Consider the following 23,774-nt stretch of genomic DNA (forward strand, 5'->3'; position numbering starts at 1 on the left):
CGACATGGCCAAGAATGATCCGGGATTCAATACGTTGGCGATTCATGCCGGCGCACAGCCCGACCCGACGACCGGGGCGCGGGTAACGCCGATCTACCAGACGACCGCTTTCGTCTTCAATGATTCCGATCATGCCGCCGCCCTCTTCGGGCTGCAGGCCTTCGGCAACATCTACACCCGCATCATGAACCCGACGCAAGCCGTGCTTGAGGAGCGCGTCGCAGCGCTCGAGGGTGGCACGGCAGCCCTTGCCGTTGCTTCCGGCCACGCGGCGCAGGTGATCGTCTTCCACAACATCATGCGCCCCGGCGAGAATTTCATCGCTGCCCGCCAGCTCTATGGCGGCTCGGTCAATCAGTTCGGCCATGCCTTCGAGAATTTTGGCTGGCAGGTGCGTTGGGCCGATGCCGCCGATCCGACAAGCTTCGAAAGCCAGATCGACGACAAGACACGCGGCATCTTCATCGAAAGCCTGGCCAATCCCGGCGGCACCTTCGTTGATATCGCGGCGATTGCCGACGTCGCACATCGCCACGGCCTGCCGCTGATCGTCGACAATACGATGGCGACACCCTATCTCATCCGCCCGATCGAGCACGGTGCCGACATCGTCGTGCATTCACTGACCAAGTTTCTCGGCGGCCACGGCAATTCCATGGGCGGCCTCATCGTCGACGGCGGCACCTTCGACTGGTCGAAATCCGGCAATTACCCGATGCTGTCGAGCCCGCGGCCGGAATATAACGGCATGGTGCTACACGCGACCTTCGGCAATTTCGCCTTCGCGATCGCTGCACGCGTGCTTGGCCTGCGCGACCTCGGGCCGGCGATCTCGCCCTTCAATGCCTTCCTGATCCTGACCGGCATCGAGACGCTGCCGCTCAGAATGCAGCGCCACAGCGACAATGCGATCGCCGTCGCCAAATGGCTGAAGGCGCACAGCAAGATCGCCTGGGTGAATTATGCCGGCCTCGACGACGACCCGAACCACGCCCTGCAGCAGCGCTACTCGCCGAAGGGCGCCGGCTCCGTCTTCACCTTCGGCGTCAAGGGCGGCTATGAGGCGGGCAAGACACTGGTCGAGGGGCTGGAGCTCTTCTCCCATCTTGCCAATATCGGCGATACCCGTTCGCTCGTCATTCATCCGGCCTCGACGACGCACCGGCAGTTAACCGACGAGCAGAGGATTGCTGCCGGCGCCGGGCCAGACGTCGTGCGCCTCTCCGTCGGCATCGAGGACGTCAAGGACATCATAGCCGATCTCGAACAGGCATTGTCCAAGATCTGAGTCAGAGGGATCTACGGCGACCATGACAAATTTCATCACCTTCGATATCGACGGCGTCGAACCCGATTTCGGCGCCCCAGAGCCCGGCCGGATCATTTCCGGCGATCCGCATTTCCGCACATGGAATCTGGAGGAAGCCGAAGGCGGCCTCTATTCCGGCGTTTGGGAGGCGACGCCGGGCAAGTGGCGGATCACCTACGAGGAATGGGAATATTTCAGTCTGCTGTCCGGCCATTCGATCGTGACGGAGGATGGCGGTGAACCGGTTCATCTGAAGACGGGCGAGCGGATGATCCTCAAGCCCGGCTTCAAGGGAACGTGGGAAGTCGTTGAAACGACTCGCAAGGATTATGTGATCAAGGTTTGAGCGGGGGCGAACGAAGCCGAGCCTGTCCCGTTTTCGGCTTCGCCTTTGTCGTCACTTTCACGGCGGTGCTCCGCAACGGCAAGCGGGCAACGACGGTGTTCGTGACGCGTTGTCCCGGATTGAAATGCTTTTAACCAATCCCATTAATCGCGCCTACATCGACAAATGCTAAACATTATCTGCAGCGCATTGCGGACATGATGTCTCCTGCCGTCCCACAGACATGGCCTTGCAATTAATCTTTCCGGAATTTGCATGTCGTCGAATCTTGCAGGTAGGTACGTTCGCACCCAGACGTCTTCCATCATCGCAACAACGGTCTTCTTCCTTGTCGTCGCCCTCGTACTGACCGGCCTGGTGGCACATGTCGTCGTTACGATGACCCGGTCTGCGAACGAAATCGATGATGCCAGGGCCAGTCGCGCCGCCCGCGCGGCAATCGGTGCGTTTGTCAGTCGCCTGAGCGCGACAACGACGGATAATGCCGTATGGGATGATGCCTATAGCGCTGTCTCATCTTCGGCTGCCGCGGATTGGGCCTATGAGAATTGGGGGAAAACCAGCGAGGATTACGCGCTCTATGATGGCGCGATCGTGATTGGCCCTGATCGGTCTTCGATCGTCTCGGCCTATGCCAAAGGCAAGCCCTTCCAGCCGAGCGCGTTTTTCGGGCAAGGTTTTTATCAGCAGATCAATGTGGCTGCCGATCCGGAGCGGGCGCCAGTGATCAATTTCATCAAGACCGAAAACGGTATCGCTCTGATCGCATCGCAGGCAATCCAGCCTTTCCAAGCGACCGCGGAGCTTCCGAAGCTTAGCACGCTGAGTTTCTACAAGGAATTTACATCGGAAGTTATCGACACGCTTTCGAATGAACATGAACTTGAAGGCTTGCGACTTGAGACGACGCCGAAGCCTGAGTTCTTGAACACGCCGATCACCGACATGAAGGGGGCCGTCATCGGCTATCTCGTCTGGCCCAGCAAAGCGCCGGGAAGCGCCGTGTTTCATCAGGTGTACCCCTATGTTGCAGCCGCTATCGTCATCCTCGCGCTGTTCCTGATCGGCGTTCTGCTGGTTGGCGCCTCCGAGGCGCGGCGCCTGCGCCAATTGGCGCAAACAGCGATTTTCGAAGCCGACCACGATAGCCTGAGCGGTCTGTTGAACAGACACGGGCTTCTCAACCTGTTGGAAGGGCTGGAAAATTCGGCCTCTTCGCCACATCGGCTCTATCTGGTCGACCTTGATGGCTTCAAGGCCGTCAACGATGCCTGGGGCCATGCGGTGGGGGACGATTTGATCCGGCTGGTCTCGAAGGCGCTAGCCGCCTGCCACCCCGAGATCATTGCCACGGCGCGGCTCGGGGGCGATGAATTTGCGCTGGTGCACGTCGGTTCTGCCACGCGCGGAGAGATGGAAAAGACCATTCTGGCGCTGTTTGCCGAGCCCTTCAAAATCGACGGACGAACGATCGAGGTTGGCGCAAGCATCGGCGCTGCTGCCCGCAGCGGCGACGTCCCGCCCTTGGAGCTGCTCCGCAGAGCGGACATGGCCCTCTATCGTGCCAAGGCAAATGGTCGGGGCCAGGCGATCGAATACGACCCCGAACTGGACCGGGAACGCCAACGGGTCGCCGAACTGGAAGGCCTGTTGAAGAGCGCCATCAGCAGTGGCGCAATCGAAGCCGTTTTCCAACCTCTCGTCTCTGCTTCGACCGGCGCTGTGACCGGTCTTGAAGCACTGGCGCGCTGGCGAACTGCAACCGGAAATATCAGCCCGGAGATTTTCATCCCTCTTGCCGAGAGGTGCGGCCTCATCGATGCGCTCGGCGTTCATATGCTGAGAACATCGATCGAGCACGCCAAGAGCTGGCCCGATCTGGCATTGTCGGTGAACGTTTCGCCAATCCAGCTCTGCAATCCGGAATTTGCCGCTGAAGTGATCTCGGTCCTGCAGGAGCTCGATTTTAATCCCAACCGCCTGACATTGGAAATCACCGAAGGCGTTCTGATGACAAATCCGGATCAGGCCCGGCGGTCGATAGACCAGCTCAAGCATGTCGGCATCAAGTTCGCGCTTGATGACTTTGGCTGCGGCTACGCAAGCATTGGCGCATTGCGGCAGTTCGGGTTCGATCGCATGAAGATCGACCGCTCGCTCGTGTCTGCTCTCGACGAAGACTCAAATGGCGCCGATGTTCTGCGGGCAACCATCTCGCTCGCGACCGCGCTGCGGGTTCCCGTGACCGCGGAAGGGATCGAGACTGCTCGCCAGGCGGCGATCTTGCGCGATGCCGGCTGCGATCAGCTTCAAGGATATCTGATGGGAAAGCCTATGTCGGCATATGACATATCCAGCAGGCTGTTAGAAGAGTCAGCCGCATGATGCCGCCAAGGTCGTGGCATAGACTCGGTGTTGATGGCTCGTTACCGGCGTTCCAGCAGAGCGGTGACCGCTGAACGTGACTCCCTTTCACTCGCTGCCGGACGTCTTCACCGTTAACCGGTAACATTTGTCCTGCTGCCAGTCGCTGAAGGTCAAGCGCACGGAAGACTATACCGGCCGTTACGGCTGATCCGCAATCCCGGGATCGCTTCAGCGATGCCCGAAGGAGGAATCGATCACCATTGCAGATCCAGCCGGTCTAGCCCGTGGAAATGGTAGACGTCCTTGACCACGGGTGTCTTTGCCAGCTTGAGTCCGGCCAGCCGTTCGAACAGGATCGGCAGCACGACGTTGAGCTCCAGCCGTGCCAACGGCGCGCCGATGCAGAAATGGATGCCGGCGCCGAAGGAGAGGTTCGCCGCTTCGTTACGACCAGGCAGGAAGGTCAGCGGATCGGTGAATTTCGTCGGGTCGAGATTGGCGGCGGCGAGGATGAGGCTCACCTTGTCGCCGCGCTTGAAGGAGACCCCGTCGATTTCGGCTGGCTCCAGCGCCCAGCGCTGGAAGATGTGGACCGGCGCGCAGATGCGCAAGGTTTCCTCTACGGTGCGCTCCGTCGTCGCCTCGTCACGGAAGAGTTCCGCCGGATCGCAGCCGCTGTCGAGGATGGTGCGTACGGAATTGCCGATCTGGTGCACGGTCGCCTCATGCCCGGCATTGAGCAGCACGATCGTTGTCGAGACGAGCTCCTCTTCGGTCAGATACTGACCCTTGTGCTCGGTATGGATCATGTGGGTCAGCAGGTCGTCGCGCGGTTCGGTGCGGCGTTCTGTGATGACCGTTTTGACGTAGTCGGAAAATTCCTTCGCCGCCCGTTCGGCCTCGTCCTCCTGCTCGCGCGTACGGCCGAACATGTACATGCGGACATAGGCGTGCGACCAGGCGAGAAGTTGCGGTCCCATCTCTTCGGGAATACCGATCATCCGGGCAATCATCGTCACCGGGATGATGTCGGCAAAGGCCGAGAGCAGCTCGACCTCACGCTTCTCCGCGAAACCGTCGATCAGCCGATTGGCGAGTTCGGCAAGCTCCGGTTTCATCTTCTCGACATGGCGGGAAACGAAGGCGCGGTTGACGAGCGTACGCAGCCGCGTGTGCTCCGGCGGTTCGAGTTCGAGCAGGGAATAACGTTCCGAGAGATCGAAACTGGCAAGATGCGGCATCGGCTCGGCAAGGCAGAGCTCCTCGCGGCTGGCGATATGCAGGATCTGCCGGCCAAAGCGGCGGTCGCGCAGCAGACCGTTCACATGGTCGTAACCCGTGAAGAACCACTGCTTCTGCTCAAGCCAGTAGAAGGTCGGGCAATGGGCGTGAAGGGCCGCATAGACGGCATTCGGGTTACTGTAGAAGGCCGGGTTGCGGCCGTCCAGAGAGACATGACGGTTGGCGCGGTCGATCGAGAGAAAGGATGGGATCATCATGCCCCGAGGCTTAGCGGATTTGGTAAGCCTCGAAAAGATGTGGGGAGAGGGATCCCGGACTACCCGGCCCGCGACAGTGTGCCCATGCGTCGCAGCGCCTCGACCTGGTCGTCGACCGTCGGTACGAGTTCGCCGGCGGTGCTTGGCGGCGCAGCCGGGGCAGGGGCCGCGGCCTCCGCTTCGCCGAAGGTGACCGTGCAGTTGCGGCCGGCGGCCTTCGCCGCATAGAGCGCCCGGTCGGCAGCCGAGATCAGCTTGTCGATATTGGCTTCGATCGAGGAGGCGAGCGCGATGCCGATGCTGACCGTGACCGGAACGATAGCTTCGCCGGTGCTGACGGGAAGACTGCAGAATTCGGTGCGGATCGCTTCGGCGATCGCCTCGGCTTCCGTCTGGTCCGTGACCGCGGCGAAGGCGGCGAATTCCTCGCCGCCCATGCGGCCGAAGATGTTGTTTGGAATATACTGGCGGGCCATCCGCGCGAATGCGGTCAGCACCGCGTCGCCGGACTGGTGGCCGAAACGGTCGTTGACCCGCTTGAAATGGTCGAGATCGAAAAGCATGACCGCGACCTGGCGCCGGTCGTCATGGGCCTTTTCCTGGGTGGCGTCGAAATAGCCGAGCAGGCCGCGGCGGTTGAGCACGCCGGTCAGCGAATCGGTCAGGGTGAGCGCACGCAGGTGCCGTTCGGAACGCTCCATGATCAGCCGGCAGGTGAACGCGAACGCGATGGTGAGCAGGAAGGCGCTGGCCATGGCGGAAACGCCGCCGAGATTCGTCGCTTCGATATCGCTTGGCATCGTCAGCGCCATCATCAGCGCCGAGCCGAAGCACAGGCAGCCCTGGAGGACGAACACGCCCATCAGCTTACGGCGGGTACGCTCGCGGCGCATGTCGCCGGCGGCGACCGCCATTGCAAGTGCCGTCGCACCCGTCGCCGAAGCAAGGTTATAGAGCACCACCCGGTTTGAATAATCGCTGTTGACCCAGGGCAGGAAGACCCCGGCGAGCCAGATTGCCGGCGGCAGCAGCGCCCACCATTCGATCCGCTTGCGGTCGAGCGCCAGAAAACCCGCCACCCAGGCGCTCTGGCCGAGCAAGGCGATGGCGTTGCCCGCCTCTACGGAAAGCACGCTGGGGATTTCGCCGCGCAGCGCGACCATCGCAAAGCCAATGCCGGTCAGGAGGAAGCCCAAGCCCCAATAGAGATAGGCCTCGTTCCTGACGTTGTGGCGCCAGGCGACGAACAGCACCAAAGCGAGCGTCATGGCCTCTGAACACCAGATGGCGAGACCTGTAGCAATATTGAACACGGCAGCAACCCCTTGTCTGTCCGCTCTTTTCTGTTGGCTTGCATCCTTGCCGAGGAAGCTCGCCACTTCCTTAATGTCGCTGCGCTGCGGCATTGTTTTGGGCCGATATCTGCCGGTAGGCTTTCCGTTGGGTAAACGTGCATGAGTATTATCGAATAGAGTAAGCCTTCCTTCATCCTGCCATGGAGAAAAGATGGGGGAGATCAGGCCGAGGGCTCGCCGTTAACAGGCGTTTGGGGGAAAGAGGCTACCAGGAGCCGAAACTTAATGCATGTCGGTCGGAAGTGTGCAGCGGTTCCGGGATAGCGACATGCATGAAGAAGGCGCTAAAGCCGCTTGGCCCCGCCTTCTTAACGTTATCCTCATGCGTGTCTTGAAGAGGAGGGCCGGGACACTCTATGTAGGGGTAAGATATTTTTCTTTGATTCCCGGCGCCGGCCGGCGAGACGCTGACAAAGGACGCACATGAGAAACCCAGTCGATACCGCAATGGCCCTCGTGCCGATGGTCGTGGAACAGACCAACCGCGGTGAACGCTCCTACGACATCTATTCCCGTCTGTTGAAGGAACGCATCATCTTCCTGACGGGTGCCGTCGAAGACCATATGGCAACGCTCGTCTGCGCCCAGCTGCTCTTCCTCGAGGCCGAAAACCCGAAGAAGGAAATCGCCCTCTACATCAATTCGCCCGGTGGCGTCGTCACCGCCGGCATGGCGATCTACGATACGATGCAGTTCATCAAGCCCGCGGTTTCGACGCTCTGCATCGGCCAGGCCGCATCCATGGGCTCGCTGCTGCTGGCGGCCGGCCACCAGGACATGCGCTTTGCGACGCCGAATTCCCGCATCATGGTGCACCAGCCCTCGGGCGGCTTCCAGGGGCAGGCCTCGGACATCGAGCGGCACGCCCGCGACATCCTCAAAATGAAGCGCCGCCTGAACGAGGTCTACGTCAAGCACACCGGCCGGACCTACGAGGAAGTTGAAAAGACGCTCGATCGTGACCATTTCATGGATGCGGACGAAGCGCAGAGCTGGGGCGTGATCGACAAGGTTCTGACGTCGCGCCTCGAAATGGAAGGCGAACAGGCCTAGTAATTAATAGGGATGGTGTTTTCCTCGCCACAGTTCTATCCCATTTGTGATTGAACAAGGGCTTTCATCCGGCGACGAAGACGCTAATAGTAACTATTAATGCTATGTTGAATTTTTATGACATAGCATTCGGTATTCGAAGGGGAATTCGTTGCCGCCGGAACCCGGACATGATTGGTTGGGGCCGGTTCGTACCCCCTGAAGCCCTTCTCGGCAAAGGCTCCGGAAACGGAGTGCCGCCAGGAGCTGATAGAGTGGACCGCGATTTCGCCTTGAAATGCGGCGTGCTGGAAGGAAAATGATATGAGCAAGGTCAGCGGCAGCAACGGCGGCGACTCCAAGAACACTCTCTATTGTTCGTTCTGCGGAAAGAGCCAGCACGAAGTCCGGAAACTGATTGCCGGACCGACCGTCTTCATCTGCGATGAATGCGTCGAATTGTGCATGGACATCATCCGCGAGGAGAACAAATCCTCGATGGTCAAGTCCCGCGACGGCGTTCCGACGCCCCAGGACATCATCAAGGTCCTCGACGAATACGTCATCGGCCAGCGGCAGGCGAAGAAGATCTTGTCGGTTGCCGTTCACAACCACTACAAGCGCCTGGCGCACGCCTCCAAGAACGGCGAAGTCGAATTGGCGAAGTCGAACATCATGCTCGTCGGTCCGACCGGCTGCGGCAAGACCTATCTTGCCCAGACGCTCGCCCGTATTATCGACGTTCCCTTCACGATGGCCGATGCGACGACGCTGACCGAGGCCGGTTATGTTGGCGAGGATGTCGAAAACATCATCCTGAAGCTCCTTCAGTCGGCCGACTACAATGTCGAGCGTGCGCAGCGCGGCATCGTCTACATCGACGAAGTCGACAAGATTTCGCGCAAGTCTGACAACCCGTCGATCACCCGCGACGTCTCGGGCGAGGGCGTGCAGCAGGCGCTGCTGAAGATAATGGAAGGCACGGTTGCTTCCGTTCCGCCGCAGGGCGGCCGCAAGCACCCGCAGCAGGAATTCCTGCAGGTCGACACAACAAACATTCTGTTCATCTGTGGCGGCGCCTTCGCTGGCCTCGACAAGATCATTTCGGCTCGCGGCGAGAAGACCTCGATCGGCTTTGGCGCCACCGTCAAGTCCCAGGACGACCGTCGCGTCGGCGAGGTCCTGCGCGAACTGGAGCCGGAAGATCTGGTCAAGTTCGGCCTCATCCCGGAATTCATCGGCCGTCTGCCGGTTCTGGCGACGCTCGAGGACCTCGACGAGGACGCACTGATCCAGATCCTGTCCGAGCCGAAGAACGCGCTGATCAAGCAGTATCAGCGGCTGTTCGAGATGGAGGATGTGGAACTGAACTTCCATGAGGACGCTCTGCGTGAAATCGCCCGTAAGGCGATCGTGCGCAAGACCGGCGCCCGCGGCCTTCGCTCGATCATGGAGAAGATCCTGCTCGACACGATGTTCGAACTGCCGACGCTGGAAGGCGTGCGCGAGGTCGTCATATCAGAGGAAGTGGTGCGCGGTTCGGCCCGTCCGCTTTACATCTATGCCGATCGCCAGGAAGAAAAGGCAAACGCTTCGGCGTGAGCTTGATGGCTTTCGTGTGATTATTTTGGGGGCTTGCCATAGGCAGGCCCCTTTCTATTTGAAAAACCATGCGAGGCGCTGTTAGTATTTGCCGGTGGGAACCGAAGTTGCTTTTGCCGATGTTGCGCAAGGTTCGTGCCTGGCAATGATGCAATGATCCGTAAGTCTCTTGCTGGCGTTTGCATTTAGCCGGGTCGGAAGTGGTAAGCGCCGGTCCAGCCACACGCGTCATAGTGTTGGCGTTCCGTTGTAATAAAGCTGTCACATCCGAGGGACGCGGGCGTTGGCGTGCTTGAAAAGCGTAGTCAGAACCTCCACTTGTAGGAACAAGTGAGATTGCCGGCCGGTCCCAAGCGGCCGTGCACAGAGCCCGGCAACGGGACGATGGAAAGGACATAAAATGACGAAGAAAACGTCTGTAGCGACCAGCACTGCCTACCCTGTTCTGCCCCTGCGCGACATCGTGGTTTTCCCGCATATGATCGTGCCGCTATTCGTGGGACGGGAAAAGTCGATCCGTGCGCTCGAAGAGGTCATGGGTTCCGACAAGCAGATCATGCTGGTGACACAGATCAACGCCAGCGACGACGATCCGGATCCTTCCGCGATCCACAATGTTGGCACCGTGGCGAACGTGTTGCAGCTCTTGAAGCTGCCCGACGGCACCGTGAAGGTTCTGGTGGAGGGCCGCGCCCGCGCCGAGATCGACACCTATACCAGCCGCGAGGATTTCTATGAGGCGCTCGGCCATGTGCTCGAGGAGCCGCATGACGATCCGGTCGAGCTGGAAGCCCTGTCGCGTTCGGTCGTCTCCGAATTCGAGAGCTACGTGAAGCTCAACAAGAAGATTTCACCTGAAGTGGTCGGCGCCGCCAGCCAGATCGACGACTATTCCAAGCTCGCCGATACGGTCGCTTCGCATCTGTCGATCAAGATCACCGAGAAGCAGGAGATGCTGGAGACCACCAGCGTCAAGCAGCGCCTCGAAAAAGCCCTCGGCTTCATGGAAGGCGAGATCTCGGTCCTGCAGGTCGAAAAGCGGATCCGCTCGCGCGTCAAGCGCCAGATGGAGAAAACCCAGCGCGAATACTACCTCAATGAACAGATGAAGGCGATCCAGAAGGAACTCGGCGACGGCGAGGAAGGCCGCGACGAGATGAGCGAACTGGAAGAGCGCATCTCCAAGACCAAGCTGTCCAAGGAAGCCCGTGAAAAGGCCGATGCGGAGCTGAAGAAGCTGCGCCAGATGAGCCCGATGTCGGCGGAAGCCACCGTCGTGCGCAATTATCTGGACTGGCTGCTCGGCATTCCCTGGGGCAAGAAGTCGAAGATCAAGGCCGATCTCAACAATGCCGAGAAGATCCTCGAAGCCGATCACTTCGGTCTCGATAAGGTCAAGGAGCGCATCGTCGAATATCTGGCCGTGCAGGCCCGTGCCACCAAGATCAAGGGCCCGATCCTCTGCCTCGTCGGTCCTCCGGGTGTCGGCAAGACTTCGCTTGCCCAGTCGATTGCCAAGGCGACCGGCCGTGAGTATGTCCGCATGGCACTTGGCGGCGTTCGTGACGAAGCCGAAATCCGCGGTCACCGCCGCACCTATATCGGCTCGATGCCCGGCAAGGTCATCCAGTCGATGAAGAAGGCGAAGAAGTCCAACCCGCTCTTCCTGCTCGACGAGATCGACAAGCTCGGCCAGGACTATCGCGGCGATCCGTCCTCGGCCCTGCTCGAAGTGCTCGATCCGGCACAGAACATGACCTTCATGGACCACTATCTGGAAGTCGAATACGACCTGTCGGATGTGATGTTCATCACGACGGCGAATACGCTGAATATTCCAGCGCCCCTGATGGACCGCATGGAGATCATCCGTATCGCCGGCTACACCGAGGATGAAAAGCGCGAAATCGCCAAGCGGCACCTGCTGCCGAAGGCCATCAAGGAACATGCGTTGCAGCCGGAAGAATTCTCGGTCAGCGACGACGCCCTGATGGCGATCAGCCAGCAGTACACCCGCGAAGCCGGCGTCCGCAACTTCGAACGCGAACTGATGAAGCTCGCCCGCAAGGCGGTCACCGAAATCATCAAGGGCAAGGCGAAGTCCGTTCATGTGACGGCCGCCAACATCTCCGACTATCTCGGCGTCCCGCGCTTCCGCCATGGCGAAGCCGAGGGCGAGGATCAGGTCGGCGTCGTGACCGGTCTTGCCTGGACGGAAGTCGGTGGCGAACTGCTGACCATCGAAGGCGTGATGATGCCGGGCAAGGGCCGCATGACGGTCACTGGCAATTTGAAGGAAGTCATGAAGGAATCGATCTCGGCAGCGGCCTCCTATGTCCGCTCGCGCGCTGTCGATTTCGGCATCGAGCCGCCGCGCTTCGACAAGAGCGACATCCACGTGCACGTGCCGGAAGGCGCGACGCCGAAGGATGGCCCCTCGGCCGGCGTCGCCATGGCAACCGCGATCGTCTCAATCATGACCGGCATTCCGGTGGACAGGCATGTGGCCATGACTGGTGAAATCACCCTTCGTGGCCGTGTGCTGCCGATCGGTGGTCTCAAGGAAAAGCTGCTCGCAGCGCTTCGCGGCGGCATCAAGAAGGTGCTGATTCCGGAGGAAAACGCCAAGGACCTGGCGGAGATTCCTGATAACGTGAAGAACAACATGGAGATCATCCCGGTATCCCGCATGGGCGAGGTGATCAAGCATGCGCTGATCCGCCGGCCGGAGCCGATCGAATGGGATGGTACGGTGGAAACGCCGGTCATCGCAACGGTCGAAGGCCTCGATGAGACAGGCGCAACCATAGCGCATTGAGTGGCCTTTGCCACATTTATGCCCCATTGGGACAAAACACGGAAAAAGGCTGGCGGAAACGCCAGCCTTTTTTGTGAAAACGTCATGTAGACGCTTGCTTTTCCTTGATTTGCAGGGCTTTTGGGTTTTCGGCGGGCCTGATGAAACCTATTCTGCGCCTAGCTTACTTTTGAGTCGTTTCATACCATTTAGAAAGGGGTGGAAACATGAACAAGAATGAACTCGTGTCCGCAGTAGCCGAAAAGGCAGGACTGACGAAGTCTGACGCGGCTTCCGCTGTTGACGCGGTTTTCGACGTTGTCCAGGCTGAGCTCAAGAACAAGGGCGACATCCGCCTCGCGGGTTTCGGCAGCTTCACCGTTTCTCATCGTGCCGCAACGAAGGGCCGTAATCCGTCAACGGGCGCTGAAGTCGACATTCCGGCTCGCAACGTGCCGAAATTCACGCCCGGCAAGGGCCTGAAGGACGCCGTCAACGGCTGATCTGAGATTATCCACCAGTCGGAAACGAGACCGGCTGTGCAGGATTTGAGAGGGGTTCGGCTTTGCCGGACCCCTTTTGCTTGGCGGTCGGTGCGAAGCGAGCGGACAATCGCCTGACGTGATCAGGTGCAAAATGCCGCATCTGTCATGCCTGTGTCATGCCGCTCCCCCAGAAAACCTATGTTTCGAATGTTCGATACATGGGGGATTTCATGACAATTTCATCGCGCAAGGCAGCGCTTGCTGCCGTGCTTCTCGCATCCGTTGCTTTTCCGGCCGCGGCCGAACCGGTTTTCAACCGCATCGCCTCCTTTCCGGTTGCGGCGAACCTGCCGGCCGACAAGGACAAGCTGTCGGCGAGCTCCGCAGAAATCATCACCGCGACCGACGACGGCAACACGCTGATCTATAGCGACAGCCCGCTCGGCGCGATCGGCTTCATCGACATTACCGACGCCAAGGCACCGAAGGCCGGCGGCGCGGTGATGATGGACGGCGAGCCGACATCGGTCACCTCCAGCGCCGGCAAGGCGCTCGTTGCTGTCAACACCTCCGAAAGCAAGGCGAAGCCCTCGGGCCGTCTCGCGATCGTCGACGTGGCGACCAAGAAGATCGAGAGCACCTGCGATCTCGGCGGCCAGCCGGATTCGATCGCCCTCAACAAGGACAAGACGCTCGGCGCCATCGCAATCGAAAACGAGCGCGACGAAGACGTCAATGACGGCAAGATCCCGCAAATGCCGGCCGGCGACCTCGTCGTCTTCCAGGTCAAGAACGGCACCGTCGACTGCGGTACCATCAAGCACGTGGCGCTGACCGGGCTTACCGGCGTCGCCCCTGAAGATCCGGAGCCGGAATTTGTCGCCTTCAACGGCCTGAACGAAATTGCCCTGACGCTGCAGGAGAACAATGAGATCGTCATCATCGACGCCAACACGGCTGACGTGAAGACGCATTTTTCCGCCGGCAGCGTCGATCTCTCCGGTATCGACACCAAGCGTGACGGCGCCCTGAAATTCTCGGGCGAAGCCAAGGGCGTGCTGCGCGAGCCCGACGCCGTGAAGTGGCTGGACGACAACCGCCTTGTCGTCGCCAATGAAGGCGACTACCAGGGCGGCTCGCGCGGCTTCACCATCTTCGACAAGACGGGCAAGCTTCTCTACGAATCAGGCGCATCTTTCGAACGCGCCGTTGCCCATATCGGCCACTATCCGGAAAGCCGTTCGGGATCGAAGGGCGTCGAGCCCGAAGGCCTTGAAGCCGCCAAGTTCGGCGATGATCAGTATTTCTTTCTGCTCGCCGAGCGTGCCTCGGTCGTCGGCGTCTACAAAGATACCGGCGCCGGTCCCGAGCTCGTCCAGTTGCTGCCGTCGGGCATTTCGCCGGAAGGCGCGATCGCCATTCCCGCGCGTAATCTTCTTGCGACTGCCAACGAACTCGACCTCGGCAAGGACGGCGGCGCGCGTTCGCATGTGATGATCTACGAGCGCTCGGAAGGCGAGAAGGCCTATCCGCAGATCGTCTCTGCCGAAAAGGACGGCAATCCGATCGGCTTCGCAGCCCTTTCGGGTCTCGCCGCCGTTCCGGGCGAGCCGGGCATGCTCTACGCGGTAAGCGACAGCGTTCTGGGCTCGCAGCCGACGATCTACACGATCGACGCCAGCAAGAAGCCGGCCGTCATCACCGACGCCCTCGTCGTCAAGCGTGACGGTGCCCCAGCCCAGAAGCTCGACATCGAAGGCATCGCGGCTGCCGCCGATGGCTCCTTCTGGCTCGCCTCGGAAGGCTACAGCGAGCGTCTCGTTCCGCACGCGCTCTACAACGTCAATGCCAAGGGTGGCATCAAGGCCGAGATCGCCCTGCCGAAGGAGCTCGTCGCCAACGAAATCCGCTACGGCTTCGAAGGCGTGACCATTATCGGCACCGGCGACGACACCACGCTCTGGATGGCGGTCCAGCGCGAGTGGAGCGACGATGAGAAGGGCTTCGTCAAGCTCGTCTCCTACAATCCGAAGAAGAAGGAATGGGGTGCCGTTCGCTATCCGCTCGACAAGACGGAAAGCGGCTGGGTCGGCCTGTCGGAAATCTCGGCTCAAGGCGACAGCGTCTACATCATCGAGCGCGACAACCTCATCGGCGATGCCGCCAGGCTGAAGAAGCTCTACAAGATCGCGATATCGGACCTGAAGCCCGCCAAGCTCGGCGGTGAGTTGCCGGTCGTCAAGAAGACCGAAGCGCACGACTTCCTCGGCGAGCTGAAGTCTGCCACCAACGGCTATGTGCTGGACAAGCTTGAAGGCTTCACTTTCGACGCGTCGGGCAAGCCCTACGCGGTCACCGACAATGACGGCGTCAGCGACTCCTCCGGCGAGACCCTGTTCTTCCCGGTCGATCTGGTCGGCACCAACTGAGCCCACCAACAGACCTTGACGGATCGATAATATGCAAATGGCCGGGCGAAAACCCGGCCATTTGCATTTTGAAGTGTTGGACGCCTACCAGCGCTGATGCACATGCGGCGCGATCAGCCGCTCATAGATCTCGCGCGTTGCCGCCATGACGTCGGCCGACAGCGGCGCAAGGTCGGCGGCCGCCGCGTTGGCCTTGGCTTGCTCGCCATTGCGGGCACCGGGGATGACGACGATGACCGCATCGCTCATCAGGATCCATCGGAGCGCGAAGGCGGCCATGGTCGCGCCCTGGGGCACCAGCTTGCGCACCTCTTCCACCGCCTGCAGGCCGACCTCGAACGGCACGCCGGCAAATGTCTCGCCGACATCGAAGGCTTCGCCGTTGCGGTTGAAATTGCGGTGGTCGTCGCTGGCAAAATGTGTGTCCCGGGTGATCTTGCCGGAGAGAAGACCGCTTGCGAGCGGCACGCGGGCGACGATCGCCACATTCCTGCGGCGTGCTTCCTGGAAGAACAGGTGATTGGGGCGCTGGCGGAAGATGTTGTAGATGATCTGGATGCTGACGACGCCGGGATATTCGATCGCCTTCAGGCCGTCCTCGACCTTTTCGACGCTGACGCCGTAACCCTTGATCTTGCCGGCCTTCTGCAGCGCGTCCAGGCCCCCGAATACCTCCGGTTGGTAAAGCACGTCGCGCGGCGGGCAGTGGAGCTGTACGAGGTCGAGACTGTCGACGGCAAGATTCGTCAGGCTGCGGTCGATGAAGCCTTCGAGATTAGCCTTGGTGTAGCCTTCGGCGACATGCGGGTTGAGGCGACGGCCCGCCTTGGTGGCAACCATCGGCCGTTCGCCGCCGCGCGTCTTCAACACGTCGGCAATGATTTTTTCCGAGCGGCCGTCGCCATAGACATCCGCCGTGTCGATGAATGTCATGCCGGCATCGAGCGCGGCATTCAGCGCCGCGCGTCCGTCGGCCTCGCTGATGTCGCCCCAGGAGCCGCCGATCTGCCAGGCGCCGAAGCCGACGTTGGTGACGGTGAAGGGCATGCGGCCAAAAGCATGGTGTTTCATGAAAAATCCTCCCTACTGCATGTCGCCGGAAGTGCGGGGACAACGACATGCATGAAACAAAGAGCCAAAGCGCGTCGCATGATTCAAGCAAGATGCAACGCGCTGATGAAAGACACTGGCACTATCAGCCGGGCGACTCCGCGGCAATTGCCGATCAGGCTTTGATTGGTCGCCCCGATGAAATATCGTTCTGCTACAAGGCTTCAACCGCATGGATGGAAAAGGACAGATGATGGAGATCAAACCCGCCGGCTCTCGCCCCTCGACGAAGCCACCGGCCGACTATTTCACCGGCGCCGTTCGTCAGGATCCGCTGATGGAGACGCCGGCGCCAGCACGGGCGAGGGCGGTCTCCGTCACCTTCGAACCCGGCGCCCGCACGGCCTGGCATACGCATCCGCTCGGCCAGACGTTGATCGTGACATCAGGCAAAGGTCTCGCCCAGAGCTGGGGCGGGGAGATCCGCGAGATCCGCGCTGGCGATACCGTCTGGTTCGCGCCGGGCGAAAAACATTGGCATGGTGCTGCCCCCGACACGGCGATGACGCACATCGCCATCCATGAAGCGCTGGACGGCAGCCACGTCGACTGGATGGAAAAGGTCAGCGACGAGCAATATTCCGGCAAGGTCTGATTAGAGCCGCTTCAGGCAATAGGAAAAATGCGCGTGCGATTCGACCGTCAGGAACTCGAATTGCCAGCCGTAATCCTTGCAGAATTTGGTGACCGCCTCGACGACGCCATAGACGATCGGCTTGACCGTATTGCCGGTGCAGAAATCATGCCCGGCAATACGCCCCGTGCGCTTCACCTTCTTTTCGCAGAGCAGCAATTCCTGCCAGGTCAGCTCGAAGGAATGATCGGTATCGATATAGGCCCAGTCGAGGAAATCGTCCGCGAATTCGGCAAGCTTCTCAAGCGATGTGCCCTGCATCAGATGCAGCCGGCCGGCCTCGATCTCGGCCGCGAAATTCGTGTGGATCGCGTCGAGCCCGGAGCTGTAGCGATCCATCGACCAGGGATCGATGAGATAGAGCTCTGCCGGGCGATTCTTTTCCAGGATCTCCGCCGTATATTCGCCGAAGGCTGCTCCTACCTCGACGCCGATACCGCCGTTCGGAATCCGATAGAGCAGTTCGCCGCGATCCGGCAGCAGCCGGGCGTTTTCCATGTGGTAGGCGCTGAGCGGGGTGCGCGGCATGCTCGCCCGGAGCGCCTGCCTTTCTTCACGTGTCTTCATCTTGATCCCGGGATTGCGGGCGACTGACGGCCCTGATGCGGTTTGACGGGAAGGTAGGAGCAGCCGGCACCGATGACAACCGCATGACAGGAATTTGCTTCTTTCGAACAAACCGCTAAGTTCCATCTGTGAACTGACGAAAAAGCCTCGGGAGGAGCGATTTCATGAGACGCATGTGGCCTGAAGAATTCAACGCCATCATCAGCGGAGCTGAGGAGGTGATGTTGGAAACACCAGCCGAGGCCGGCGAAGCGCCGCTGCAGCGCAAGGCGCTGAAGGCGCGAATCACCATGCAGGATTACGAGCGGATCTGGCCGCTCGCCGAGATGCGCTTCCGGCTTGGCGAAAGAGATGGCAAGGCCATCACGCTGATTACCACCAACCCCCACTATCATCCCTGGCACCCGAAGGACGGCGGCAGCGTCGATTCCGTGTCGGAAAGTGGCCGCCATTACAAGACGGATTATCTCGTCGTGCACTTCCTGCTCGACGACGTGAAGGAAACGTCTCCCGCCTGAGGTGCTGAGGCCCGGTGCGGCCGGAAGCCGCACCGGCGTCCTGTGGAAGCCAAGTTGATCCCGACGCTGATGACAACAGCGGCGATATCGCTAAGCTTGGCGAAACATATCCTTACGAAATTGGAGGTTCCCGTGACGGGCAATGCGCTGGATATCCCGGTCAAAACTGCGGATGGTCGCGAGACCACGCTCAACGAATACAAGGGCAGGGTGCTCTTGGTGGTCAATGTCGCCTCGAAATGCGGTCTCACGCCACAATATGAGGGGCTGGAAAAGCTCTATGGGGAAAAGCGCGAGCGCGGCTTCGTCATCGCCGCCTTTCCCGCTAACGACTTCAAGGGTCAGGAGCCCGGCACCGACGCCGAGATCCTCGATTTCTGCACCAGCACCTACGACGTCACCTTCCCGATCTTCTCGAAGATCTCGGTCAAGGGCGAAGCCCAGCATCCGCTTTACCGGCAACTGACCAAGTCGGGTGTCGCGACGACGGGCGACGGCCCGATGCGAGAACGCCTGAAATCCCATGGGCTGACAGGCGGAGATGAGGACGACATCCTCTGGAACTTCGAAAAATTCCTGATCGGCCGCGACGGCAAAGTCGCCGCCCGCTTCGCGCCTGACGTGACGGCGGATGATTCGCGGCTGGTTTCGGCGGTGGAGAAAGAACTGGCGAAGAGATGAAATGGTGGGCGATGAGTGCCTGTGGACGGCGAGGCATGCCCATCACCCCAAAAACATGGTCACATCTGCGTCAGAGAAAATGAGAAGGCGCATCGCGCGCCGCTCATAAATGAAACCCGGTTTTGGAAAAACGAAAATGTATATTCATCGCCACTTTGACCGCTGTCTCTGAAAGACGCGGGGAATCGGCTGATTGTGCTTAAGACGCCGCGCTGGCTGGCTTTGCTGATTTCCAGGCTGCAGGCTGAATTGTCGGCATCGACCGAAAAATTAATCGGCAGATCCGACGGCATTCTCAGGAGATAGGTCCTGGCTTCACGGGCCGGGGTTTCTCCCGAGGTCTTGATCGTCTGGTCCCCGGCAGACAGGAAAACCTCTTGGGCCGGCTCTTTGGCAATGCACGGGGGCGCAGCCACGCTGGCGATAAGCAGCGCAGAGATTTTGATAGCGATTTTCATGAAGTGTCTCCTGACGAAACACCTTGCGCAGATCGTGACCGGATTAGCGAACTAATTCGGAATCCCACTCTGATGGACAAGCAGCGGGAACTTTAGAAATGGTGGGCGATGACGGACTCGAACCGCCGACATCCTCGGTGTAAACGAGGCGCTCTACCAACTGAGCTAATCGCCCATCGCAAACGAAGCCGGATCGGCCTGCCGCGTTGGTGGCCGTGATCTATGCGGATCGAGGCAAAACCGCAAGAGTGTTTGTGAAGATTTTTTGATTTTTTTGGTGGTGGTCCCGTGTCTTGCAATGACCCTTAGGCTGGGCTCGGCTGTTGAAAAGTGAGGGGAGGGGCGGCGAGCATTCCCGTTTCGAAGGCGTTGCGTCTGCGGCTGAGCATCGCTGCGGAAGACGGAAGTGCCGGCTTTTGTTCGTCTGGCGCCCAACCCGCCGAAACAATTCACCGACTGTCATTGTTTTGTCTCCAAACCTGCTTGACACTAAAAGGCGAACCCCGTAGTTAGCCGCTCATCGAAACGGGCAGCCGTTTTGGAGAGGGTGCGAAGGCATCCGGACTGCTTGAAATGAATTGCGGGTGTAGCTCAGTTGGTTAGAGTGCCGGCCTGTCACGCCGGAGGTCGCGGGTTCGAGCCCCGTCACTCGCGCCATTTCAAGTCTTGTAAAACGCAAATGCGATTTGTCGTTTGTCCGGATTTCCTAATCCTCGCGGCCGTAAAATGGCCGATCAATGCGCGGGTGTAGCTCAGTCGGTTAGAGTGCCGGCCTGTCACGCCGGAGGTCGCGGGTTCGAGCCCCGTCACTCGCGCCATTTCTTCCGAAAGCCATGCAGTTTCCAGTGGTCAGCCATGCGCGCTGAAGCGGCTTGCACGGATTTGTCGCGACATCGTTGCACCTGCTTGATAATGTCCGCGCGACACGCGTCGAATTGCCTCCGTAAAAGTCTTGCGCCGAGGCCTCGGCTGCGCTAACCACGGCTTGTTGCAACGCACATTCGCTTGCCGGGCATTTGCCCAAATGCGCCGCCTGGCGTCACCGGCAAGCAGGGATGAACATGATGACTGAACTGCTCAGTTCTTATATTCCGATCGCTATCTTCATTGCTATTGCGCTCGTTATCGGCCTGGCGCTGCTCATTGCGCCGTTCGCCGTGGCGTTCAAAGCGCCCGATTCGGAAAAGCTCTCGGCTTACGAGTGCGGCTTCAACGCTTTCGACGACGCCCGCATGAAGTTCGACATCCGTTTCTACCTCGTGTCGATCCTCTTCATCATCTTCGACCTCGAAGTCGCCTTCCTCTTTCCCTGGGCCGTGTCTTTCGGCGCCATCGGCTGGTTCGGCTTCTGGTCCATGATGGTCTTCCTTCTCGTGCTGACCATCGGCTTTATCTATGAATGGAAGAAGGGAGCCCTGGAATGGGAGTAGCCCCTGTGAGCAATCAGCCGCTTGTGGCACAGCAGCCGAAGGGGATCATTGATCCCTCGACCGGCAAGCCAATCGGCAGCAACGACCCGTTTTTTGGCGAGATCAACAACGAGCTTGCTGACAAAGGGTTTCTCGTCACCTCGACCGACGAACTGATCAACTGGGCCCGCACCGGCTCGCTGATGTGGATGACCTTCGGCCTTGCCTGTTGCGCCGTCGAGATGATGCAGCTGTCGATGCCGCGTTATGACGTCGAGCGCTTCGGTTTTGCGCCGCGCGCCTCGCCGCGCCAGTCCGACGTGATGATCGTCGCCGGCACGCTGACCAACAAGATGGCGCCGGCGCTGCGCAAGGTCTACGACCAGATGCCCGAGCCGCGCTATGTCATCTCGATGGGCTCCTGCGCCAATGGCGGCGGCTATTATCACTATTCCTATTCGGTGGTGCGCGGCTGCGACCGTATCGTGCCGATCGACATCTACGTGCCGGGCTGTCCCCCCACGGCAGAGGCGCTGCTTTATGGCGTGCTTCTGCTGCAGAAGAAGATCCGGCGTACCGGCACGATCGAACGCTAAGGGTTAAGGACAAGGCATATGAGTGAAGCCCTGACTGAGCTTGCGTCCTACCTTGGCGAAGCGCGCGTTAATCTGATTGCCGCATCGCAGATGAAGTATGGCGAACTGACGCTGACGACGACGGGTGAGAACCTGATCGCCCTGCTGACCTTCCTGCGCGACGACGCCAAATGCGGTTTCGTCAACCTGATCGATATTTGCGGGGTCGATTGGCCGCAGCGCGAGCTGCGTTTCGACGTCGTCTATCACCTGCTGTCGCCGAAGAAGAACCTGCGCATCCGCGTCAAGGTCGCGACCGACGAGGATACGCCGGTCCCGTCGGCCTGCCCGGTCTATCCGGGCGCCGACTGGTTCGAACGCGAGACCTGGGACATGTATGGCGTGCTCTTCACCGGCCATCCGGACCTGCGCCGCATTCTGACCGACTACGGATTCGAAGGCCACCCGCTGCGCAAGGACTTCCCGACGACCGGTTTCGTCGAGGTTCGCTATGACGATGCGGCAAAGCGCGTCGTTTACGAGCCGGTCGAACTGAAACAGGAATTCCGCAATTTCGACTTCATGTCTCCCTGGGAAGGCACGGAATATGTGCTGCCGGGCGATGAGAAGGCGAAGCCGTAGCGGCGAATAGTGAGTAGCGAATAGCGAATAGTTGGAAGGGGCGGGCAGACGATAAACTCCTACAAGGATCTTAAGGTCTGGCAGATTGCGATCGATCTCGCGGTGGATTGTTATCAACTGACCAGAAAATTTCCCAGGGAGGAGGTTTACGGTCTGACAGCTCAGATACGCAGGGCGGCGAGTTCGATCGCAGCCAATATTGCTGAAGGACACGGACGTGAGGTCACGGGAAGTTTCATTCAGTTTCTGCGTATCTCTCAAGGTTCGTTGAAGGAATTGGAAACGCATATGCTCATTTCTCATCGCATCGGCCTGATCGACGAGAGTGAGTTCAGGCAGATGACCGGAAAGTGCGACGAGATCGGACGAATGATTCGGGCGCTGATACGGAGTCTCCAGGAGAAGTAATGAGACCGAACGAAACTATTCGCTATTCGCCATTCGCTATTCGCTTGATTGGCAACGCGTTTGGCATGGAGCACGCAGCATGACCGAACATAACGTCCGCAACTTCAACATCAACTTCGGACCGCAGCATCCGGCGGCGCACGGCGTTCTTCGTCTTGTCCTGGAGCTTGACGGCGAAATTGTGGAGCGTGTCGATCCGCATATCGGCCTTTTGCATCGCGGCACCGAGAAGCTGATCGAGACCAAAACTTATCTTCAGGCCGTGCCCTATTTCGATCGGCTCGATTACGTCGCGCCGATGAACCAGGAACATGCCTATGCGATGGCTGTCGAAAAGCTGCTCGGCATCGAGATCCCGATTCGCGGCCAGCTGATCCGCGTTCTCTATTCGGAAATCGGCCGCATCCTCTCGCATCTTCTGAACGTCACCACGCAGGCCATGGACGTTGGCGCGCTGACGCCGCCGCTCTGGGGCTTCGAAGAGCGTGAAAAGCTGATGGTGTTCTACGAGCGCGCCAGCGGCTCACGCATGCACGCCGCCTATTTCCGTCCGGGCGGCGTCCACCAGGATCTGCCCGAACAGCTTGTGCAGGATATCGGTAACTGGTGCGACCCGTTCCTGAAGGCGCTCGACGACATCGACAACCTATTGACCGGCAACCGCATCTTCAAGCAGCGCAACGTCGATATCGGCGTCGTCTCGCTGCAGGAATGCTGGGCCTGGGGCTTCTCCGGCGTCATGGTGCGTGGTTCGGGTGCGGCCTGGGATCTGCGTCGCGCCCAGCCCTATGAATGTTATTCCGATCTCGAATTCGACATCCCGATCGGCAAGAATGGCGACAACTACGACCGATATCTGATCCGCATGATCGAGATGCGCGAATCGGTCCGCATCATGAAGCAATGCGTCAACCGCCTGCTCTCGGATGCAAAGACCGGTCCCTTCTCGTCGATCGACGGCAAGGTCGTACCGCCGAAGCGCGGCGAGATGAAGCGCTCGATGGAAGCGCTAATCCACCACTTCAAACTCTATACCGAAGGCTACCATGTGCCGGCCGGCGAGGTTTATGCCGCCGTCGAGGCGCCGAAAGGTGAGTTCGGCGTCTATCTCGTCTCCGACGGCACCAACAAGCCCTATCGCTGCAAGATCCGCGCGCCGGGTTACGCCCATCTGCAGGCGATGGACTTCATGTGCCGCGGTCACCAGCTTGCCGACGTCGCGGCCGTGCTCGGCTCGCTCGACATCGTCTTCGGCGAGGTGGACCGCTGATGCAGCTTCTGCTGGCCATCGCAATTCTTCTTTCGGCATCCGGGGTTTCGGCTCAGGACTCCGATAATCTCGGCACGCCGCTGGGCCGTAAGGAAGAGACGCCGCCGGCGCAGCAATCGTCCATGGGCGAGCTTTTGTCCAAGGGCTATCAGATCAAGGCTGCCATTCCGAACGGCAGCAAATTCGTAGTGTTTTTGCAAAAAGACCAGTCGGCCTATGCCTGCGAAATGCAGTCTTTGACCGCTTCGCGGTGTGGAACCCTAAACTGACAAGGCGTGAGG

At 59.8% G+C, this 23,774-nt stretch carries 23 protein-coding genes and 3 tRNA genes; 20 read left to right on the top strand and 6 right to left on the bottom strand.

The genetic code is table 11. The features are described 5' to 3' along the window. Positions 1 to 4: 4 nt before the first annotated feature. The 3 genes from N2A41_RS07245 (at position 5) to N2A41_RS07255 (ending at position 4,040) form a co-directional block, all read left to right on the top strand. Positions 5 to 1,288, top strand: coding sequence for an O-acetylhomoserine aminocarboxypropyltransferase (locus N2A41_RS07245; RefSeq protein WP_222384757.1), 1,284 nt, complete (start codon positions 5 to 7; stop codon positions 1,286 to 1,288). 22 nt (positions 1,289 to 1,310) lie between these two features. Beyond that, a complete protein-coding gene (locus N2A41_RS07250) occupies positions 1,311 to 1,655 on the top strand; it encodes a cupin domain-containing protein (RefSeq protein ID WP_222384758.1) in 345 nt (114 codons plus the stop codon). A gap of 255 nt (positions 1,656 to 1,910) precedes the next feature. After that, positions 1,911 to 4,040 (top strand): bifunctional diguanylate cyclase/phosphodiesterase, encoded by a 2,130-nt coding sequence (locus N2A41_RS07255; protein WP_260110613.1) that lies wholly within the window; start codon positions 1,911 to 1,913, stop codon positions 4,038 to 4,040. A gap of 236 nt (positions 4,041 to 4,276) precedes the next feature. Here N2A41_RS07255 and N2A41_RS07260 read toward each other — a convergent pair whose 3' ends face one another. Further along, the gene (locus tag N2A41_RS07260; protein ID WP_260058104.1) at positions 4,277 to 5,521 is read right to left on the bottom strand and encodes a cytochrome P450; all 1,245 of its coding nucleotides are present in this window, start codon (positions 5,519 to 5,521) and stop codon (positions 4,277 to 4,279) included. A 59-nt stretch (positions 5,522 to 5,580) separates the two neighbouring features. Continuing rightward, positions 5,581 to 6,834 (bottom strand): sensor domain-containing diguanylate cyclase, encoded by a 1,254-nt coding sequence (locus N2A41_RS07265; RefSeq protein WP_260058105.1) that lies wholly within the window; start codon positions 6,832 to 6,834, stop codon positions 5,581 to 5,583. A 465-nt stretch (positions 6,835 to 7,299) separates the two neighbouring features. On the opposite strand from N2A41_RS07265, the gene clpP reads away from it, so the two are divergent. The 5 genes from clpP (at position 7,300) to N2A41_RS07290 (ending at position 15,221) form a co-directional block, all read left to right on the top strand. Next, positions 7,300 to 7,929 (top strand): ATP-dependent Clp endopeptidase proteolytic subunit ClpP, encoded by a 630-nt coding sequence (gene clpP / locus N2A41_RS07270; protein ID WP_017963838.1) that lies wholly within the window; start codon positions 7,300 to 7,302, stop codon positions 7,927 to 7,929. Between the two features lie 303 nt (positions 7,930 to 8,232). Then, positions 8,233 to 9,510, top strand: a complete 1,278-nt coding sequence (gene clpX, locus N2A41_RS07275) for an ATP-dependent Clp protease ATP-binding subunit ClpX (RefSeq protein WP_017963839.1) — start codon at positions 8,233 to 8,235, stop codon at positions 9,508 to 9,510. A gap of 400 nt (positions 9,511 to 9,910) precedes the next feature. Continuing rightward, the gene (gene lon, locus N2A41_RS07280; protein WP_162117231.1) at positions 9,911 to 12,328 is read left to right on the top strand and encodes an endopeptidase La; all 2,418 of its coding nucleotides are present in this window, start codon (positions 9,911 to 9,913) and stop codon (positions 12,326 to 12,328) included. A gap of 206 nt (positions 12,329 to 12,534) precedes the next feature. Next, positions 12,535 to 12,810 (top strand): DNA-binding protein HupB, encoded by a 276-nt coding sequence (gene hupB / locus N2A41_RS07285; RefSeq protein WP_003558438.1) that lies wholly within the window; start codon positions 12,535 to 12,537, stop codon positions 12,808 to 12,810. 212 nt (positions 12,811 to 13,022) lie between these two features. Then, positions 13,023 to 15,221, top strand: a complete 2,199-nt coding sequence (locus N2A41_RS07290; RefSeq protein ID WP_260110614.1) for an esterase-like activity of phytase family protein — start codon at positions 13,023 to 13,025, stop codon at positions 15,219 to 15,221. Between the two features lie 84 nt (positions 15,222 to 15,305). Here N2A41_RS07290 and N2A41_RS07295 read toward each other — a convergent pair whose 3' ends face one another. Further along, on the bottom strand, positions 15,306 to 16,292 hold the full coding sequence (locus N2A41_RS07295; RefSeq protein WP_260110615.1) for an aldo/keto reductase: 987 nt from the start codon (positions 16,290 to 16,292) through the stop codon (positions 15,306 to 15,308). Positions 16,293 to 16,339: 47 nt separating this feature from the next. On the opposite strand from N2A41_RS07295, the gene N2A41_RS07300 reads away from it, so the two are divergent. After that, positions 16,340 to 16,525 carry a hypothetical protein gene (locus N2A41_RS07300; RefSeq protein WP_260110616.1) on the top strand — a complete coding sequence of 62 codons (186 nt, stop codon included), beginning with the start codon at positions 16,340 to 16,342 and terminating at the stop codon, positions 16,523 to 16,525. Continuing rightward, positions 16,525 to 16,926 carry a (R)-mandelonitrile lyase gene (locus N2A41_RS07305; RefSeq protein ID WP_246726208.1) on the top strand — a complete coding sequence of 134 codons (402 nt, stop codon included), beginning with the start codon at positions 16,525 to 16,527 and terminating at the stop codon, positions 16,924 to 16,926. The genes N2A41_RS07300 and N2A41_RS07305 overlap by 1 nt, the downstream gene beginning before the upstream one ends. Here the strand turns inward: N2A41_RS07305 and N2A41_RS07310 are convergent, their stop codons facing one another. After that, entirely contained in the window at positions 16,927 to 17,532 is a 606-nt protein-coding gene (locus tag N2A41_RS07310) for a class I SAM-dependent methyltransferase (protein ID WP_017963844.1), read from the bottom strand. A 164-nt stretch (positions 17,533 to 17,696) separates the two neighbouring features. On the opposite strand from N2A41_RS07310, the gene N2A41_RS07315 reads away from it, so the two are divergent. Continuing rightward, a complete protein-coding gene (locus N2A41_RS07315) occupies positions 17,697 to 18,050 on the top strand; it encodes a hypothetical protein (protein WP_260110617.1) in 354 nt (117 codons plus the stop codon). Positions 18,051 to 18,182: 132 nt separating this feature from the next. Continuing rightward, positions 18,183 to 18,731: a glutathione peroxidase gene (locus N2A41_RS07320; protein WP_260110618.1), complete on the top strand. Its 549-nt coding sequence runs from the start codon at positions 18,183 to 18,185 to the stop codon at positions 18,729 to 18,731. 59 nt (positions 18,732 to 18,790) lie between these two features. On the opposite strand, the gene N2A41_RS07325 is transcribed toward N2A41_RS07320, so the two are convergent. Both N2A41_RS07325 and N2A41_RS07330 read right to left on the bottom strand, forming a co-directional pair. Then, complete coding sequence (locus tag N2A41_RS07325; protein ID WP_162117237.1) at positions 18,791 to 19,189, bottom strand: hypothetical protein; 399 nt, start codon at positions 19,187 to 19,189, stop codon at positions 18,791 to 18,793. Between the two features lie 99 nt (positions 19,190 to 19,288). Then, positions 19,289 to 19,364 (bottom strand) — tRNA-Val (locus N2A41_RS07330). Positions 19,365 to 19,769: 405 nt separating this feature from the next. Between N2A41_RS07330 and N2A41_RS07335 the strand changes: the two genes are divergently transcribed. From N2A41_RS07335 to N2A41_RS07370, 8 genes are all read left to right on the top strand, one after another. After that, positions 19,770 to 19,846, top strand: a tRNA-Asp gene (locus tag N2A41_RS07335). Between the two features lie 84 nt (positions 19,847 to 19,930). Next, a tRNA-Asp gene (locus tag N2A41_RS07340) sits at positions 19,931 to 20,007 on the top strand. Positions 20,008 to 20,253: 246 nt separating this feature from the next. Next, positions 20,254 to 20,619, top strand: a complete 366-nt coding sequence (locus N2A41_RS07345) for an NADH-quinone oxidoreductase subunit A (RefSeq protein ID WP_010055493.1) — start codon at positions 20,254 to 20,256, stop codon at positions 20,617 to 20,619. After that, positions 20,610 to 21,194: a NuoB/complex I 20 kDa subunit family protein gene (locus N2A41_RS07350; protein ID WP_003547368.1), complete on the top strand. Its 585-nt coding sequence runs from the start codon at positions 20,610 to 20,612 to the stop codon at positions 21,192 to 21,194. The genes N2A41_RS07345 and N2A41_RS07350 overlap by 10 nt, the downstream gene beginning before the upstream one ends. A gap of 18 nt (positions 21,195 to 21,212) precedes the next feature. Continuing rightward, complete coding sequence (locus N2A41_RS07355) at positions 21,213 to 21,815, top strand: NADH-quinone oxidoreductase subunit C (RefSeq protein WP_260110619.1); 603 nt, start codon at positions 21,213 to 21,215, stop codon at positions 21,813 to 21,815. A gap of 84 nt (positions 21,816 to 21,899) precedes the next feature. Further along, the gene (locus tag N2A41_RS07360; RefSeq protein ID WP_206120164.1) at positions 21,900 to 22,223 is read left to right on the top strand and encodes a four helix bundle protein; all 324 of its coding nucleotides are present in this window, start codon (positions 21,900 to 21,902) and stop codon (positions 22,221 to 22,223) included. Positions 22,224 to 22,302: 79 nt separating this feature from the next. Continuing rightward, on the top strand, positions 22,303 to 23,493 hold the full coding sequence (locus tag N2A41_RS07365; protein ID WP_017963849.1) for an NADH-quinone oxidoreductase subunit D: 1,191 nt from the start codon (positions 22,303 to 22,305) through the stop codon (positions 23,491 to 23,493). Next, positions 23,493 to 23,762: a hypothetical protein gene (locus tag N2A41_RS07370; protein WP_260110620.1), complete on the top strand. Its 270-nt coding sequence runs from the start codon at positions 23,493 to 23,495 to the stop codon at positions 23,760 to 23,762. Before N2A41_RS07365 ends, N2A41_RS07370 begins: the two co-directional genes overlap by 1 nt. Positions 23,763 to 23,774 lie beyond the last annotated feature (12 nt).

The sequence above is a fragment of the Rhizobium sp. SRDI969 genome (assembly GCF_025152725.1).
Classification (GTDB): domain Bacteria; phylum Pseudomonadota; class Alphaproteobacteria; order Rhizobiales; family Rhizobiaceae; genus Rhizobium; species Rhizobium leguminosarum_I.